At 28.5% G+C, this 15,344-nt stretch carries 12 protein-coding genes and 1 pseudogene; 2 read left to right on the forward strand and 11 right to left on the reverse strand.

The features are described 5' to 3' along the window. Positions 1–316: 316 nt before the first annotated feature. From JJD95_RS16745 to mobQ, 9 genes are all read right to left on the reverse strand, one after another. Positions 317–1,003 carry a hypothetical protein gene (locus tag JJD95_RS16745; protein WP_291644160.1) on the reverse strand — a complete coding sequence of 229 codons (687 nt, stop codon included), beginning with the start codon at positions 1,001–1,003 and terminating at the stop codon, positions 317–319. Between the two features lie 479 nt (positions 1,004–1,482). Further along, on the reverse strand, positions 1,483–2,079 hold the full coding sequence (locus JJD95_RS16750; protein WP_291644161.1) for a hypothetical protein: 597 nt from the start codon (positions 2,077–2,079) through the stop codon (positions 1,483–1,485). 58 nt (positions 2,080–2,137) lie between these two features. Continuing rightward, positions 2,138–2,647, reverse strand: a complete 510-nt coding sequence (locus tag JJD95_RS16755) for a DNA topology modulation protein FlaR (RefSeq protein WP_291644162.1) — start codon at positions 2,645–2,647, stop codon at positions 2,138–2,140. A gap of 306 nt (positions 2,648–2,953) precedes the next feature. Next, complete coding sequence (locus JJD95_RS16760) at positions 2,954–4,033, reverse strand: HigA family addiction module antitoxin (RefSeq protein ID WP_291644163.1); 1,080 nt, start codon at positions 4,031–4,033, stop codon at positions 2,954–2,956. Further along, complete coding sequence (locus tag JJD95_RS16765) at positions 4,011–4,352, reverse strand: hypothetical protein (RefSeq protein WP_291644164.1); 342 nt, start codon at positions 4,350–4,352, stop codon at positions 4,011–4,013. The genes JJD95_RS16760 and JJD95_RS16765 overlap by 23 nt, the downstream gene beginning before the upstream one ends. Positions 4,353–5,180: 828 nt before the next feature. Then, positions 5,181–6,500 (reverse strand): restriction endonuclease subunit S, encoded by a 1,320-nt coding sequence (locus tag JJD95_RS16770; RefSeq protein ID WP_291644165.1) that lies wholly within the window; start codon positions 6,498–6,500, stop codon positions 5,181–5,183. A 2-nt stretch (positions 6,501–6,502) separates the two neighbouring features. After that, a complete protein-coding gene (locus JJD95_RS16775) occupies positions 6,503–7,936 on the reverse strand; it encodes a class I SAM-dependent DNA methyltransferase (protein WP_291644166.1) in 1,434 nt (477 codons plus the stop codon). A 39-nt stretch (positions 7,937–7,975) separates the two neighbouring features. Next, positions 7,976–10,345 (reverse strand): EcoAI/FtnUII family type I restriction enzme subunit R, encoded by a 2,370-nt coding sequence (hsdR, locus tag JJD95_RS16780; protein ID WP_291644167.1) that lies wholly within the window; start codon positions 10,343–10,345, stop codon positions 7,976–7,978. Between the two features lie 957 nt (positions 10,346–11,302). After that, positions 11,303–13,345: a MobQ family relaxase gene (mobQ, locus tag JJD95_RS16785; RefSeq protein ID WP_291644168.1), complete on the reverse strand. Its 2,043-nt coding sequence runs from the start codon at positions 13,343–13,345 to the stop codon at positions 11,303–11,305. A 247-nt stretch (positions 13,346–13,592) separates the two neighbouring features. Here mobQ and JJD95_RS16790 point away from each other — a divergent pair, with 247 nt between their 5' ends. Beyond that, on the forward strand, positions 13,593–13,853 hold the full coding sequence (locus JJD95_RS16790) for a hypothetical protein (RefSeq protein WP_291644169.1): 261 nt from the start codon (positions 13,593–13,595) through the stop codon (positions 13,851–13,853). Between the two features lies 1 nt (position 13,854). Beyond that, on the forward strand, positions 13,855–14,100 hold the full coding sequence (locus tag JJD95_RS16795; protein ID WP_291644170.1) for a hypothetical protein: 246 nt from the start codon (positions 13,855–13,857) through the stop codon (positions 14,098–14,100). A gap of 67 nt (positions 14,101–14,167) precedes the next feature. On the opposite strand, the gene JJD95_RS16800 is transcribed toward JJD95_RS16795, so the two are convergent. Both JJD95_RS16800 and JJD95_RS16805 read right to left on the reverse strand, forming a co-directional pair. Continuing rightward, on the reverse strand, positions 14,168–14,503 hold the full coding sequence (locus JJD95_RS16800) for a hypothetical protein (RefSeq protein ID WP_291644171.1): 336 nt from the start codon (positions 14,501–14,503) through the stop codon (positions 14,168–14,170). Between the two features lie 110 nt (positions 14,504–14,613). Beyond that, positions 14,614–15,344 (reverse strand): annotated as a pseudogene (locus tag JJD95_RS16805) (hypothetical protein); the annotation flags it as partial.

Genomic DNA, 15,344 nt, shown 5'->3' on the forward strand with positions numbered 1-15,344 from the left:
AACCTCTATTATATTTTCATATTGCTCGGTTGTTAATGCTACCATTTATTTACACCACTTTCTATAATTTATTTATTACCTATTAATATAATTATAGTATAAGTTCGCGTTTTATCAAGTAAAAGTTCGCTTTTCATGTAAATTTAGTGTTATAACTTTTCAAACGTAGTAATATAGCTAAAGTTCGCCTTTTGCATTAAACACGAACTTTTATAAAATCCAAATAATAATTGAATGGTTTTCTTATATAATTTGCAAGTACATTCCTTTTTGTTTTTCCGGACATCTTTCCCTCGTACAAAAAACTACTTTTATGTTACATGCTTTCTTTAAACCCAGTCATATAATCAACGAATCTCTGTTTAAAGTCACTAATCCAGGCATATATATCTTTAATATCATTAATGCTTCTATTAAGATGCCATTGATGTACCATATCTAGCAAATTCTGTTCAAGGCTTTCTACAGATGTATTTCTATTTACGTTATTAAGACCTTCGGCCAGCATAAAATATAAAGCACTCACATCATCTTGAGCTTTCAATATAAAAGAATCACTATAAAAAACACTTAGTTTGCATTCATATATTGATTTTATGTTATTATAGTGGGTATCAATATCACTAGCCTGTGTTTTTATGTATTTCCACAAACTAGGGCTAATACATTTTAATGGATTTTCTGTTTCAGTATTATAAATCAACATTTTTACAGTAGAGAAATGCTCTGAAATTATGTTGAGAGTTCTGTTCATCTTATGCAATTCATCTAAAAATTCAAATTTATATTTTATCTCATATTGTTTCTTTATTTCAGAAAGTATCACATTTTCACGTTCTTGATGCTTTGACTCATCTTGATCCTTGTAATATTTTATTGTAGCAAATACACCTATAATAGTAAAAGCACCACCTAATATGCTACCAACGTAACTTCCTAAAAATGATACCCATTGCTCATTTGATATATTAGAAGAAATATTGTTACCTATTAATTTGTCCATCAATATAGGGAATAATAATATTACTGCAGCAACTATTATTATAAAAGAATTTTGTTTTTCATATACAGATTCTACCTCCTATTAAAATATTCTTTTAAATTATTATAAAATAAGTACTACAAATTACGCAGTACTTACTGAATTATGTTCCCTGCCCCATTGCAGCCAAAGCTACCTTGTGTAACCGGCAAACACAAATGGTGAGATTTCGGCAAGTAAAAAGAGAGAATTTCTTCCAGTTCAAAAGTAGGGTTGGCGTAGCGAACTATTTACATTGAGGGTGGGTATGATAGACTACCCACTGCGAGCCCTTATTTATAAGGCGTTCTTAAGGGCTGATAGTCATACCCATAGAGGCTCAATGTCAATAGCAACCTTTTACAACTGGTAAAAATTCAGTAAATATAGTTGCCGAAATCTCACTATATGACTTTGCCGGTAACACCTTGATTGTATTGTTAGTTAATACAGTGCCAATTTTATCTTTCTAACACCTCTATAGCTCTCTTAAATAATTCTTCTTTCGTTAAATCTACAGATATTCTTATGTGGTCTTCGTTAAATTCTTTAATCTCTTTAAAAATTTTGTGATTATGCCATATACTTCGCTTCAAGTAATTCAGAATCATCAAATTTTTATCTGTCGCTCCTATGTAAAATTCTTTAGCTTCGATTAACCTTTTTTCTAGAACTTTATCATCACAAACTAGCCATATTTTCTTTATATTTTTATCACCCAACTCTTTCACTAACCGGGGGTATAATGCCCATCCCTCGATAATAATTGGATTAGACCAATTACTATGTATATCAATTAAACGTTTTATTGAAGGCCATATTCTCTCATGATAATCTGTTATATCCTTAATAAGTCCATCAATAGATTTCCTAATATAATATTCACGATAATCATGTCCTTTCATTAGATCAACATCAATTACTGTTTGAATTACTTGTCCAATATCATCAGTAGAAATACAATTATAAAAATACTTTGAAGCTATTTTAGTAGCTAATGTTGTCTTCCCACTCATCGGACTTCCACCAATGAGTATCACCTTTACATTTTTATACATATATTCACATCCTCTAAATTCAAATATAAGACAGCAAAAAGTTTTCTCACATCCTGACTCATTTTATTTCGTATGTATTATAGCAAAAATTGATAACACCATTTGCATTTTTAAATCTTTTATATCTTAATCCACATTGCAATAATTCGGATATTAACTGTTTTCTATCATTATTAAATTCATGGTGCCACTTTATATTCATCCATAAAAACTTTAATGTTGGCTTGGTGTTATATGATTCTTTCCCCGTTCTTTGCCGAATCCAGCGTCTTAAAATTCTATACAATCGTATAAAGGACTTTGTATCTAAAAAAATAATATAATCGCAATATTCATAACGCTTTTTTAAGTATTTTCTTGGTGAACCTTCCATCACCCAGTTTTTACTCGTCAGTATATCCATGAACATTCTTTCTCTTTCTTTATCTGGACGCCTAATATCACCTTTTCCTGTCCTCATCCAAACTATATTATCTTGTTCATAACAAGGAATATGAAATTCTTCTGCTATCCTACGTGATAACGACGTCTTTCCACTACCAACAGCCCCGATAATATCAATTTTCAAATTACACCTCCCAATAAGTAAATAAATAATCCTTGTATCGCAATAAAATACTAATCTGACGTAACTCTTAGGAATATTATACCATTGGTTTGTGATCCTTTATTTTTTTATATGAAAAAAGGCTTTATTAATGATGATTTTTTAATGTATTATACAACACAATAATATTATGCTTAGCTTGATGGCTATGGGGTAGCGCCAACATTGTCGGATTATCTATACTACCCCATATAGACAAGGATATCCAAAAATAAAAAAGACCTGAAGCTAGATTTCTCTAACCACAGGCTTAAGACATATTTAACTTTATATAATTTTAAAAGAAGGTCTCATATCATTACACCACTTGTCATAACTTATTAACTCATCGTGTAGTAACCTTCCTATTAATATACATGGACTTATTTCAATTTCTTTAGCATATTTTACTATCGTATATTTGTCAGTATAAGGATAATTTTTAATGAAATTACTGTATTGTTTCTCAGATATTAAATAGCTTCTAGAAATTGAATCTGCTTCGTCTTCTTGTTTATCATGATCATTTTCGTAATTAATATGAATTTCTTTTTTACCATGGTGTATTAAATGAGCAAGTTCGTGGAAAAATGTAAACCAAAAAATATCTGCTTTTTTTCCTCTAACCGTCAATGCTAATATAGCTTTATCATTTTTCCAAATTGTAGCTCCCTGAATATAAGTTTTTGATAAAGAATGCACCAATACCAATGCAATCCCACATTCTGCGCATAACCGCTTCATTTTCGGATAAAACACCTCAGGTTTTTCCAACGTTAATTTTCTAAACTCAGGGATAAGGGTTTTAAGTTTAATTTTATTAAACACCTCAACTTCAATATCGTTCCCTTTCATTTCAGCTTTTCTAAGCCATGCCAAAACGCCATAATTAGATATTTCATGATTCGTTTTGCCCTGTCTAAAACTAACGCTATATGAGTTCTTAATTAATCCTAATAAAGCAACTCCATAATAACTTCTTGAATTGATAACCCTTTCTTTTTTATCTGTGGTTACATCAACCCATCCTAATTTACTAATTTCATTATATGGAATAAACTTTAAAAACTCTATATCTTGGCTTATTTGTTCAAGTTCTTTCAATCTTGCTCTATTAAGCTGATAATTTATTTCTAAGTTCATCCAAAACTCTGCACTAGGTCCAATTACAACTTCAAGTTTCAAGGCAGTTTCATAAGTTATCGGAGCTAAACCATTTATTATATTGCTTAAATGTTTAGTAGTAATTCCTATTCTCGCAGATAATTCTGTCTGAGACATTTCTAACACTTCTAAATTTTCTTTTATCGTCTCACCTGGAGGGATAGCAATAGTTGGCGTATATTTATTTTCTCTTGTTTTTGCCATGATAATCAATTACCTCCTCAATCCTTACAACATTTATTGAACTTAGATCATTCTTACTATCAGAATTATCAAAAATAGGCTTAAATATCAGTCTAAATGGATGAACTAATGTAACTGCGAATTCGCCATTTCTATCGCCATCTAAATCATGAAACCCATTAGCTCTATTTTTACTAACATCCTCTAAACTTAAAGCCGCTATTAATTCATTAACCCTTTGAGTAAGTTTTATTCCAATCTGTGGTCCATATTTTTTCTGAGCTTCCTTAGGATTTTCACATTGTTTTTGAAGCTTGCTAGTTTTGAATTCTAAGTCCATTATATAATATTATCCCCCAATCGTCAATTTTTATTAACCTATTAGGTTAATAATTTTTCGTATGTTATATTATATTATATTATATTTACTAAAAAAGATTACTATTTTATAGTTAGTATACAATTAAATACTGATTTAAATTAATTGGCATCCTTTGTCAAATAATTTCAATTTATTGTATCATATTACAATAAATAAAAAAAGACCCAGTAATTAAGCTAGACCAAGTAACTATTGCGCTGCTCCTGCAATATAGACATAGCCAATAAAATAACGGGTATCTACAATTGAACAAGTGAAAATAAAAAAGCTCTAATATATACATTAGAGTATACTATCTCCTATGATATTATCTCAACTCTTTAATGTTGTCATTAGATTAGTTAACACTACTCTTTCTGTTACGTTCCTACAACTATCATTCCCTATATAAACACATTTCCTTGGTATATTATATTATTTTGCCCTTACCTCTTGTCTAATGGTATTTTGTTCCTTTGAACATAACTAATGTAAAAGTATGTTTGCATGTAATAACCTCTTTATACTTATTGTATTAAATCGTTCGTTTAAAGTCCATATATTACATGAACTGTTTATGTGTATATTCACCACCATATAATGCCACTTTTAAGGCTATTAGTTCTCGTTCGCCTACGGTATACTACAAACGAACTACATTTTGATATGCTCATAAAAAAAAAGCATCTGATAATGGCTTATAAACAATTAATAAGCCATTACCAGATGTTTTTTATCAATGGTAAAATAGGTATTAAACTTAAAATCCATTTTTTTACATGCTTATAGCCATTTTGGTTTCCATTACTACACTACCTGTACTCCTATTTCATCATTACATTTAAATGCTTCTTGTAAAACTGACTGCACTAAAAGCTCACTATCATTTTTAGATTGCTCAACATTTTTTTTGAGTACATCACATAATGACATAAGTTTATCTATTTCTTGAATTATGCGGATTTGTTCACTAAGCGGAGGAATAGGCACTAACATTTCCGTAATATGTTCTATTCTTAGGTTTGCTTGTGCTGAACCTGCTGCCTTATGTGATAGCACATTATGAAACCATGTTGAATTAATTACATTCAACAGATACTTGTTGTTTAAAATTAATCCCCTAAACTTTAACACTCGTTGATTAAGCAATGCTGAGTTATCAAATAAATACATGGCTGTAACTCCTAGTGGTTCTACATTTGAAGATTGTGAGGATAAAACCATTAGCAAATCACCTTTTGAAATAAAATACTCCTGCATTTTATTAGTAATATTTGATACATAATCAGTTTTAGCGTTAAATATAACTTTCTTTTTTCCTATTGTATTGCTTTTTATTACAGGCGTTCCTTTTTTGCTTTTATCCATATGTGTTGAAGAAAAAGCAAATCCATTTTTATAATATATTATATTTCCTAATCTCACCCATTCCCACCCCTTAGGCAATTCATAAGGGATCTCATCTTCCATGATAGGCGGTAGTTGCTTTTCTTTTTTTAATTTTTTAATTTTTTTAAATTTTTCCTCATTTATTTTTTCCAAAAGTACACTTGCTGGTTCATCCTTTGGGTTTTGTGGTACAAGCTTGCCTTGGACAGTTTCTTCGAGAATAGATTGACGTAACTCAATAATATTATTTAGTTGCATTTCTAAAGCAGTATTCAATATTTCTCTGTTATTTTTCATATCTTTAGCTAATATGATGATTCTTTCTTGTTCTTCTAAACATGGGACTTCTATTTCAGCTGATTTTAACGCTGTGATAGTGAGAGATACATTCGCGCTCCCTTTCATCAATGGTACAAGGATTAAATCTTTCATATATGAAAGATATACATAAAGATATTCTACTTTTAAAACATTATTATTTTTTGGTATTACAGCTACAAGTATGCTTCCTAAAGAAAACTTTCCTTCTTGATAATGTATTCTGTTTATACTTGCATGACCATGACCTGTTGATGATACTAATGGAATACAAACAGCCTTGCAATCAAACTGATAGTTTTCATTAGTCAATCTGTTTTCAGCTGTTACAACTAATGGGTATTTACCACAAACAGCCTTTTGTATAGGCGTATTTCCTTTAATTAATTCACACACTTCATCAATTTTATGTATAGCCATATTTATTTATTAATCTCCTTATCCATTTTTTGCAGCATATCATTAACAACTTTTTGATTGTCAAATATTCCTTTTAATAGTTCATTTGGTGATTTAATTTTTTTCATTATTTCTTTGTTAGGATTTTTAATATCTAAATTATAATTATTGGCTTTTATATCTTCAATGCTTACCTTCCAAGCTAATTGAGTTTCTTGACGATTAAACCACCAATCTTTTTCAATATCAAATTCATTTATTATTATTGGGTTTGTCTTATTATAAGGCTTCCCATTTCTTTCTTCTGGTAATGGGTGCTCAAAATACCAAACTTCCTTTGTTGGCTCACCTTTATCGAAAAATAACAAGTTTGTATTTATAATTGTATATGGTGCAAAAACACCTCGTGGTAATCTTACAATAGTATGCAAATTGAATTCTTCAAAAAGTTTTTCTTTTATCTTTGTTTTTACACCTTCACCAAATAAGAATCCATCTGGTAAGACTATAGCAGCTCTTCCTTGGCTTTTTAATCTGTACATAATTAATACGAAAAATAAATCTGCTGTTTCTTTTGTCTGAAACTCTTTGGGAAAATTCACATCAATTCCATCTTCTTCTGTTCCTCCAAAAGGTGGATTGGTTAATATAATATCAACTTTTTCATTTTGCTTATAATCTCTAACATTTCTACTAAGTGAATTATCATGTTTAACCTGTGGAACGTCAATATCGTTCAATATTAAATTTGTAGTACACAACAAATGAGGCAATGGCTTTTTCTCCATGCCAAGAATAGAATCTTCTAATACTTTCTTATCATCTATATTAGTCACTTGATTTCTAAGGCATTTTAAAGCACACAATAGAAACCCCCCTGTACCACAAGCTGGATCTAATACAACTTCACCTATTTTAGGATTTATCATATCTACCATAAATTGAGTTACAGCTCTAGGTGTATAGTACTCTCCAGCATTACCCGCATTCTGCAAATCCTTTAATATATTTTCGTAAATATCATTGAAAAGATGCCTATCCTCATTACTGTTAAAATCAATTTCGTTTAATTTATTAATTACCTGTCTCATTAATGTTCCTGATTTCATATAATTATAGGAATCCTCAAATACTGCTTTTACAATTGCACCTTTGGGATCATCATTTTCATCTATAGAAATTTCTTTTAAGGTTTTAAATAAATTATTATTAATAAAATCTAAAAGATCGTCACCTGTTATGCCTTCGTCATTTGAGGCCCAACTTCTCCATCTTAGTTCTTCTGAAATTACAGACTTGTAATCATCCTCTCTAATTTCCCATTCTTCTTCTTTTGCATCATAAACCTTTAAAAATATCATCCAAACTAACTGTGATATTCTCTGTGCATCACCATCTACACCTGCATCTTGACGCATTATATCTTGTATAGATTTTATTACATTTCCTATAGCCATTTTAAAATTGACTCCCTTCATTATTTGTGTATGAAACACTTAAGCTGTATATATTTCTTTTTCTAAGTTTCTGATTGCTTCTAAATATTTATCCTTATTTCCAAAGCTTTTTACAATTTCTACAAAAGAACCGATTTCGTTAAAAGGTTTAACTTTCAACACTTCAATGCTTTCAAGGTTTTTAATCCCCTCATCCGCATATTTATCTAAAAGAACTTCTAATACCATTCTTGCTTTATCTCCGTATTTAGCAAAATAGTTGCGTTTCTTAACATTGTTAGCTCTTTCTTTTCTTGTAAGTGGTTTCATATCATAAGCTACATGACATATTAAATCAAATGGATCTAGGTCCTTCCCTACCTCGTCTTGAAGAGCTTCAAATAGTATCCCTTGCTCTTCTAATTCAGCAATAATAGCTTCTTTCCTTTGTGACCCATTCCATTTTTTCAAGAACTCATCCAATGTTTTAAATTCATTATTAATATTTTTCTTTGTATAATCTTTTAAACCCTCAGTTACAAGGTTACCATCTTTATCATAATACATGACTCTTTCATTTAAAACCTTTATTTCTACATCATTTACATAATATTTACGTGGTCTTCCGCTAATATTTTCATCTTCTATATCTATATTGGGTACACTTGAACCTGTGTTAGCATCTTCTTCTACTGGTTCATGTTCAGCCCCTTCATCATTAACTTCTGGAGGAGTTATGTCTTCTATATCTTCAGTTTCATATATTTGTACTGGTTCACCATCAAAATCTTTATCCGCAAAGAGTTTTGTTGCATTTCTAAAGTCAATAATAGTAAAAAACATCTTTTTATAGTCTTCTCTAATTCTAGTTCCACGACCTATAATCTGTTTAAATTCTGTCATTGAATTTATATTACTATCAAGTACTATTAATTTGCACGTTTGTGCATCTACCCCTGTAGTCATAAGTTTTGATGTTGTAACAATTACCGGAAAAGTACTCTCAGGATCAATAAAATTACCTAGCTCTGCTTTCCCTTCTTCATTGTCGCCTGTAATTCTCATAATATATTTTGGGTTTTTTGAAACTAAATCAGCATTTTCATTAACTAATGCAACCCTCATATCTTCAGCCTGTTCAATATTAACACAAAAAACTATAGTTTTATCAAATCTACCATTGCTTTTCTTTAGATAGTTAGATATTGTTTTTGCAACTAAAGGAGTTCTTTTTTCTAATACCATATTCCTATCGAAATCTTTTGCATAGTATTCTCTATCTTCAATAAGAAAACCATTTTTATCTTGTTTTCCTTTAGTAGGTCTATAACCCTCAATATCTTTATCTAACGAAACTCTTATTACTTTGTAAGGGGCTAAAAATCCATCTTCTATTCCTTGTTTTAATGAGTATGTATAAACTGGCTCACCAAAATAGTTTACATTTGAAACTTCTTTTGTCTCTTTTGGTGTAGCTGTAAGACCTATTTGTGTTGCAGCTTTGAAATATTCAAGAATCTCTCTCCAGGCTGAATCTTCCTTTGCACTTCCCCTATGACATTCATCAATTACAATAAGATCAAAAAACTCTGGTGAAAACTCTTTATATACATTTGCCCATTCATCTGTTCCTGTGATTCCTTGATATAATGCAAAATATATTTCATGGGCCTTATCTATTTGCCTATTTTTCACTTTAATCATCTTGTCCCCAAAAGATTTAAAGTCGTTTATCATTGTTTGATCTATCAATATATTTCTATCAGCTAAATATAATATTCTTTTCTTAGTTTTGCTCTTCCATAACCTATACACTATTTGAAAAGCTGTATATGTTTTTCCTGTACCAGTTGCCATCACAAGCAATATCCTGTCTTGACCGTTAGCTATAGCTTCTACAGATCTATTTATAGCTACTCTTTGATAATATCTAGGAAGTTTACCACCTTGGTCAAAAAAATAATCTTGTGTAACTACCTTTTCGTTAATATCTTTAATGCCTTTTGAAATTTTATATCTATTCCATAGTGATTCAGGTGAAGGAAATTCGTCTAAGTTTAATAACTTTTCTACTTTGCCTGCTTTAATTGTTCTATCATGTTCAAGAAATCCATCCCCGTTTGAACTAAACACAAAAGGGATGTCTAATATTTCAGCATATTCAAGCCCCTGCTGCATACCCGCACCTAAAAAGTGTTTATTATCTTTTGCTTCAATAACAGCAATGGGTATATTGGGTTTATAATAAAGAATGTAATCTGCTCTTTTTGCCTTACCCCTTGTAATAAATTTCCCTCTTACAATTACTCTCCCTGCTGTAAAAGTCACTTCTTCTCTAATTTGTTTTTTTAAATCCCATCCTGAAGTTATTACCGCTGGTGTTATATACTTGCTACATATATCTCTTTCACTTAAGCTTTTTTTATCCACATTCAATTCCCCCCTGAAAACCAACCAATTTATACTTATAAATTATCATATATAAAAATTAATATTATACTACAATGTCTACCCTATAATAAATATAATTGCATCATCATAAACCAATGCAATTATATTATAACCTAAATTCACCTATTGTTTTAGCATATGTTAAATTAGGTTATTTTTTGAAATTTAAGCTCTTAATATATGCTCTTTTCTTTCACTGTTTATTATTGGGTTTACTAGGTCCCAGAAGAATTTTGCGGGTAACCAATGATTGTATTTACCTGTCAAAGTCTAATTGGAAATATTGAGAAAAATATGAGTTTAAGTATGATCTCAATACTTGTAAGTGGATTTTATTCAAGATTTAAAAGATGTTTACAAATCATAAAACACTTTCGTAATACTTTTGTAACTATCTTTTTTATTTTATTTGGATTTACCTTTGTAAATTCAATTTATATTTATTTTGTAATACAATTTTTCTTAAAGTAATTCAGGATCTCTTCCTGCTGCATTAAATTCCTTGACGCATGTTAATGTTTTGATATGAATGTGAATTAAAAAATATAAAGACATTGCAAGAGGTAGCTAGAGAATCGGGCATTCCAGTAAGAACATTACAAGATAGATTGAAATTAAAAAGCATGGAGATAGTTCTAAAAATATAGAATTAGTTTTGTTTAAGGCTTTTAATTGTAACGGAAGGACTGCTCGGACGTCCAAATTCTAAATAAAATTATTAACTGCTATAACCTAAAAACAATTAAAATTTAAAATCATATAAAACTTAGTGTTATTCTCTCTATATGCTGTTTTTAAGCCTTATTTATTCAACCAATTAAATTTACACCTGAACATAAAAAAACGTCTTACATAGTAGCATAAGACGTTTATAACTATTCAGAATAATATTAAATGCAACTCATTGATGGTAAAAATAAACCCTATTGATTTTAATTATAAACTAGGTCCTTGGCTTCTGTTTTTTTTATTCTGTAATTTTTTCCTTTGTGCTTTTTTCTTTTGTATATCATTTTCAAATTTACCTTCTTGAAACCTCTGATCTATTTCATTTATTAAAGTACCAATAACATCAAATAACAAACTTTTTTCACTAACTGATTTTACATGATCCTTTTCAAACGAATTACTATTTTCATTGTTAATTCCTTTTTCGGAGACTTTAAAGTTTTTCATAAAGTTATCTTTGTTAAAGTAATTTTTAACTAATGTTTTTGATGCTTCATTTAAGTTTTTATTTGAATGACATTCCATATAAAACATATTCGTGTACACTTCATTTATTTTAAAATCAGGATATTTTTCTTTAAGTTTTTCATTATTATTTACGTCTAATATATTTAAAATCTCTTCCTGTTGTAGCGAATTATATTTATAAGTTACATTTTTAAAGTCATCAGGCATTAATGTTTTACCAAAGTATTCTTTACTCATAATGAATAATTCTTTTTCTTCCAATTTTAATTCTGTTTTACTTTCCCATTCAGGATACATTTTAGCTAATTTAATATCATAAATTGTGTTTATAATTTTTAATGAACTTTTTAAATCTGCTTTTCTATTAACCATTTTTTCTATATTATTAAGTATTTTATCAGGTACATTTTTAGCAGTTTCAGGCTTTGAGAAATCTATATTATATTTTTTTACAAGTCCGTTAAAAACTTTTTCTATGTGTTCTATATCTTCTTTAACTGACTTTGTAAATCTTATATTATTATTAAAGATATCATTTAACGATTTCTCCAAACTCTCTTCTTTTACTTTATCTTTTAATAATAGTATTTCATCAGTATTAAGTATTTTTTTATCATCAACCGTATTATTAACTATTTCAATTTTTTCATCAATGTTCAAACTACTTATATCTAAACTATTATAATTTTTTTGTAAAAATCTATCTGATTCAGTTCCCAAAATTTCAATTGCTTCATCAAGTATTTTTTCTTCTTTTTCAACTCTATTTAATTTGTTTGTTTTATCTATACTTTCATCTTTAAAGCTTAAAGATTTCTCCCATTTTTTTAACTGAACTATTCTATTATTTATGTTTTCATAATTAATAAATATTTTTAATTCTTTAGCTGCATTTTTCAAAATACCTTTTTCTTTTGGAGAAAAATTTCTATAAAATATTTGATAATTAGCATTTGTTCTTTTCTCACCTTTATATTTTCCTAATTCAACTACAGTATTATTATATTCTTTAATTACTTTATTTTTGCTTACCAATTCAGATTCTTTACCTTTACTCTCCATACTTCTAGCAACATATCCTTCATGTAATGTTGCTAGTTTTTCATTTCCTAAATTCTTATTACTTTCACATGTAACTACTTCATTTATTCCATTATTCTTTAATGCTTTATTTGTCATTACTTCCCACTGTTTTCTCCATAATTGCATAGTCTCTTTTTTGTTCCAATCAGTTGTTGAAACTTTTACAGATTTATATCTTCCATTCTTTTGCCTTAGTCTATTTCCATCTTTATCAAAACTATATTTTTCTTTTGATTTAGCTCCCCATTCTCCATTTTCTTTAAACGGTCTTATCGTTAACATAACATGAAAATGTGCATTATCTTTTTTATCATTATGAATACAAATATCTGCTACCATTCCTTTATCTACAAAAGCTTTTTGACAAAATTCATAAGCAAGTTTTTCTTGTTCTTTTACATTTAATTCTTTTGGTAAAGCCACATTAAATTCTCTTGCTAATTGTGCATCATATCTTTTTTCAATTTTTTCAACTTCATTCCATAACTTCTCTCTATCAAATGCCCAACTAGGCGAATTTTCAGGTGCTAATATTTTTGTAACCGGTTCGACAGTTCTTATATAATATTTTGTTTCTTGACTTCTTTCATTAAATAATTTTTCACCACTTCTATATGCGGCGCAAGCTACAGAAGATCGTGTACTTCCATCACTTCCTGACCTTGATATTATTTGTCCTGATAAATGATATATAGCCATAAATATTATCTCCCTTTTATAAACATGAACGAAGTGAATTTTTCTCACGCATGACGATTTAATAAATTTTACAAAAATTTCGCCACACATCACATTAGTGACGTATAAGTGCGCCCTTTGTTTCTCTTAGGGATATTATATCACCGTATAATTTACTTTTCAATCTATAGTATTGTTATATTTAAAACTTTTACTTGTTTATCCTTTTATGGTATAATAAATTATACTAATTTAATGAGGTGATATTATGTCTAAACGAAATAGTTTAGATTCTATTGATGAAAAAATAATAAAATTACAAGAAAGAAAAAAATCATTGCAAGCAAAACAAGAAAGAGAAATCGGAAAATATCTGTTGAAATCTTGGAATGTATCTTCGCTTAATGAAGAAACTATATTAAAACTAATTGATTCAAATAAACCTACTGATATTGAAACTTTGCTTACCTATAATGATAATATACCTGATACAAATAAGGAACCATCTACCCCTAATTCACAGGCATAATATGAATGATATTGAAGTAATTGAAAGTAAAATTAAACTCTTAGAAGAAAAGAAAAAATCTTTTCATAAATCATTACATACACAAGATAGAAAAGCTCGTACTAGGCTCTTAATTCAAACTGGTGCTTTATGTGAAAAGTATTTTGATATTGAAACTTTATCACTTTCAGAAAGAGAAGAAATATTTAAACTTTTTTCTTCATATATCAAAAACAATATTCCAGTAAAGTATAAAAAAATAAAGTGACATAATTAAAAAATTATGCCACTTTATTTATATACATCAATATTTTTAAAACTTGTTTTTTTAATCTTTATTTATAACATTCTGGAATATCTTCTTTCTCTTCTTTATCTGCGCTTATTTCATCAATTGAAGTATTTACTTCAATTTTTTTTATTATTTTTTCTTCTTCATTTAATTGTTTAGTTTGATTTGAATTATTCGTATTTGAATAAGCTAAACTATAAATCAAGTCATTTAATTTTGATGAAACATTTTCAATTCCATTCTCCATACAATAATTTATTATTAAAAATCTCATTGTTTCTGAAAAATTATCTTGTGCGGTAATAAATTCTTTTATAATAGGATTATCTGTTTTTTTAAGAGAAAACGAATACCCACTTCTTTTTTTATCCGTTGTCATTATAACACCTCATTATTATTACTTTTAACTAATATATTTAATATATTTAAAACCTACTACCGTATTTCGTATAGGATAAAAACATACCCTATACTTCATTTGGTATTTACTTATTTGCTTACACTATTTTGATTTTTTAAAGTGCTAAATATTTTACTGTCAGTAAAATTATATAAACCTTCACACTCTAAGTTTATAGCATATTTTTTAGGAACATAAAATAACTTTATTTCAGCTCTATCACAAAATATTCTCAACTCTTTTTCAAGTGATTTTCTCATTAAAATAGAACCTCCACCATATACACATACAACATTAATATCATTGTTAGCTTTTTGAATTTCTTGTTTAGCATGGAACAATATTTCTTCTGCTTCTTCTTCAATATACTGCTCTATTATTTCTAATGCATAATCGTGAAATTTATGATTTTTATTTTTAATAACATCTGAATAATCTTGTCTAGTAAATTTTGATAATCCCTTTGTAGTTTTAAATTCTTCTAAAACTTTATCTATTGCATGACCAACTCCATTATTAGTTCCTTTAATAAATTCAGGATTAAATTTAATTCCATTTGTTATTGGATATTCTGTAGTTCCTTCCCCAATTGCTAAGTGAAGAACTTTAGCACTTTCAAAAAATTCTTTACTTAATCCATCATTATATTTTTTATTATGTTCTTCAAATAATTCTTTAGTAGCTTCTTTCAATGCGAATGTTGCTGTAACTGCTTCAGGAATTGTTTTTACAAAAACAAATTCAACTAAAACTCTAGCATCTTTATTACCAATGTGTACAGTGACCATATGTGTTTTTTCTGAAAACTTATTTGAAAAAT

The sequence above is a fragment of the Clostridium sp. genome, assembly GCF_016650035.1.
GTDB lineage: Bacteria > Bacillota > Clostridia > Clostridiales > Clostridiaceae > Clostridium_AD.

Excerpts from the sequence above, each read along its gene's own strand:
- JJD95_RS16745 (WP_291644160.1), bottom strand. The coding sequence starts at position 1,003 with ATGGACAAATTAATAGGTAACAATATTTCTTCTAATATATCAAATGAG.
- JJD95_RS16750 (WP_291644161.1), bottom strand. The coding sequence starts at position 2,079 with ATGTATAAAAATGTAAAGGTGATACTCATTGGTGGAAGTCCGATGAGT.
- JJD95_RS16760 (WP_291644163.1), bottom strand. The coding sequence starts at position 4,033 with ATGGCAAAAACAAGAGAAAATAAATATACGCCAACTATTGCTATCCCT.
- JJD95_RS16765 (WP_291644164.1), bottom strand. The coding sequence starts at position 4,352 with ATGGACTTAGAATTCAAAACTAGCAAGCTTCAAAAACAATGTGAAAAT.
- JJD95_RS16770 (WP_291644165.1), bottom strand. The coding sequence starts at position 6,500 with ATGGCTATACATAAAATTGATGAAGTGTGTGAATTAATTAAAGGAAAT.
- JJD95_RS16775 (WP_291644166.1), bottom strand. The coding sequence starts at position 7,936 with ATGGCTATAGGAAATGTAATAAAATCTATACAAGATATAATGCGTCAA.
- mobQ (WP_291644168.1), bottom strand. The coding sequence starts at position 13,345 with ATGGCTATATATCATTTATCAGGACAAATAATATCAAGGTCAGGAAGT.
- JJD95_RS16790 (WP_291644169.1), top strand. The coding sequence starts at position 13,593 with ATGTCTAAACGAAATAGTTTAGATTCTATTGATGAAAAAATAATAAAA.
- JJD95_RS16795 (WP_291644170.1), top strand. The coding sequence starts at position 13,855 with ATGAATGATATTGAAGTAATTGAAAGTAAAATTAAACTCTTAGAAGAA.
- JJD95_RS16800 (WP_291644171.1), bottom strand. The coding sequence starts at position 14,503 with ATGACAACGGATAAAAAAAGAAGTGGGTATTCGTTTTCTCTTAAAAAA.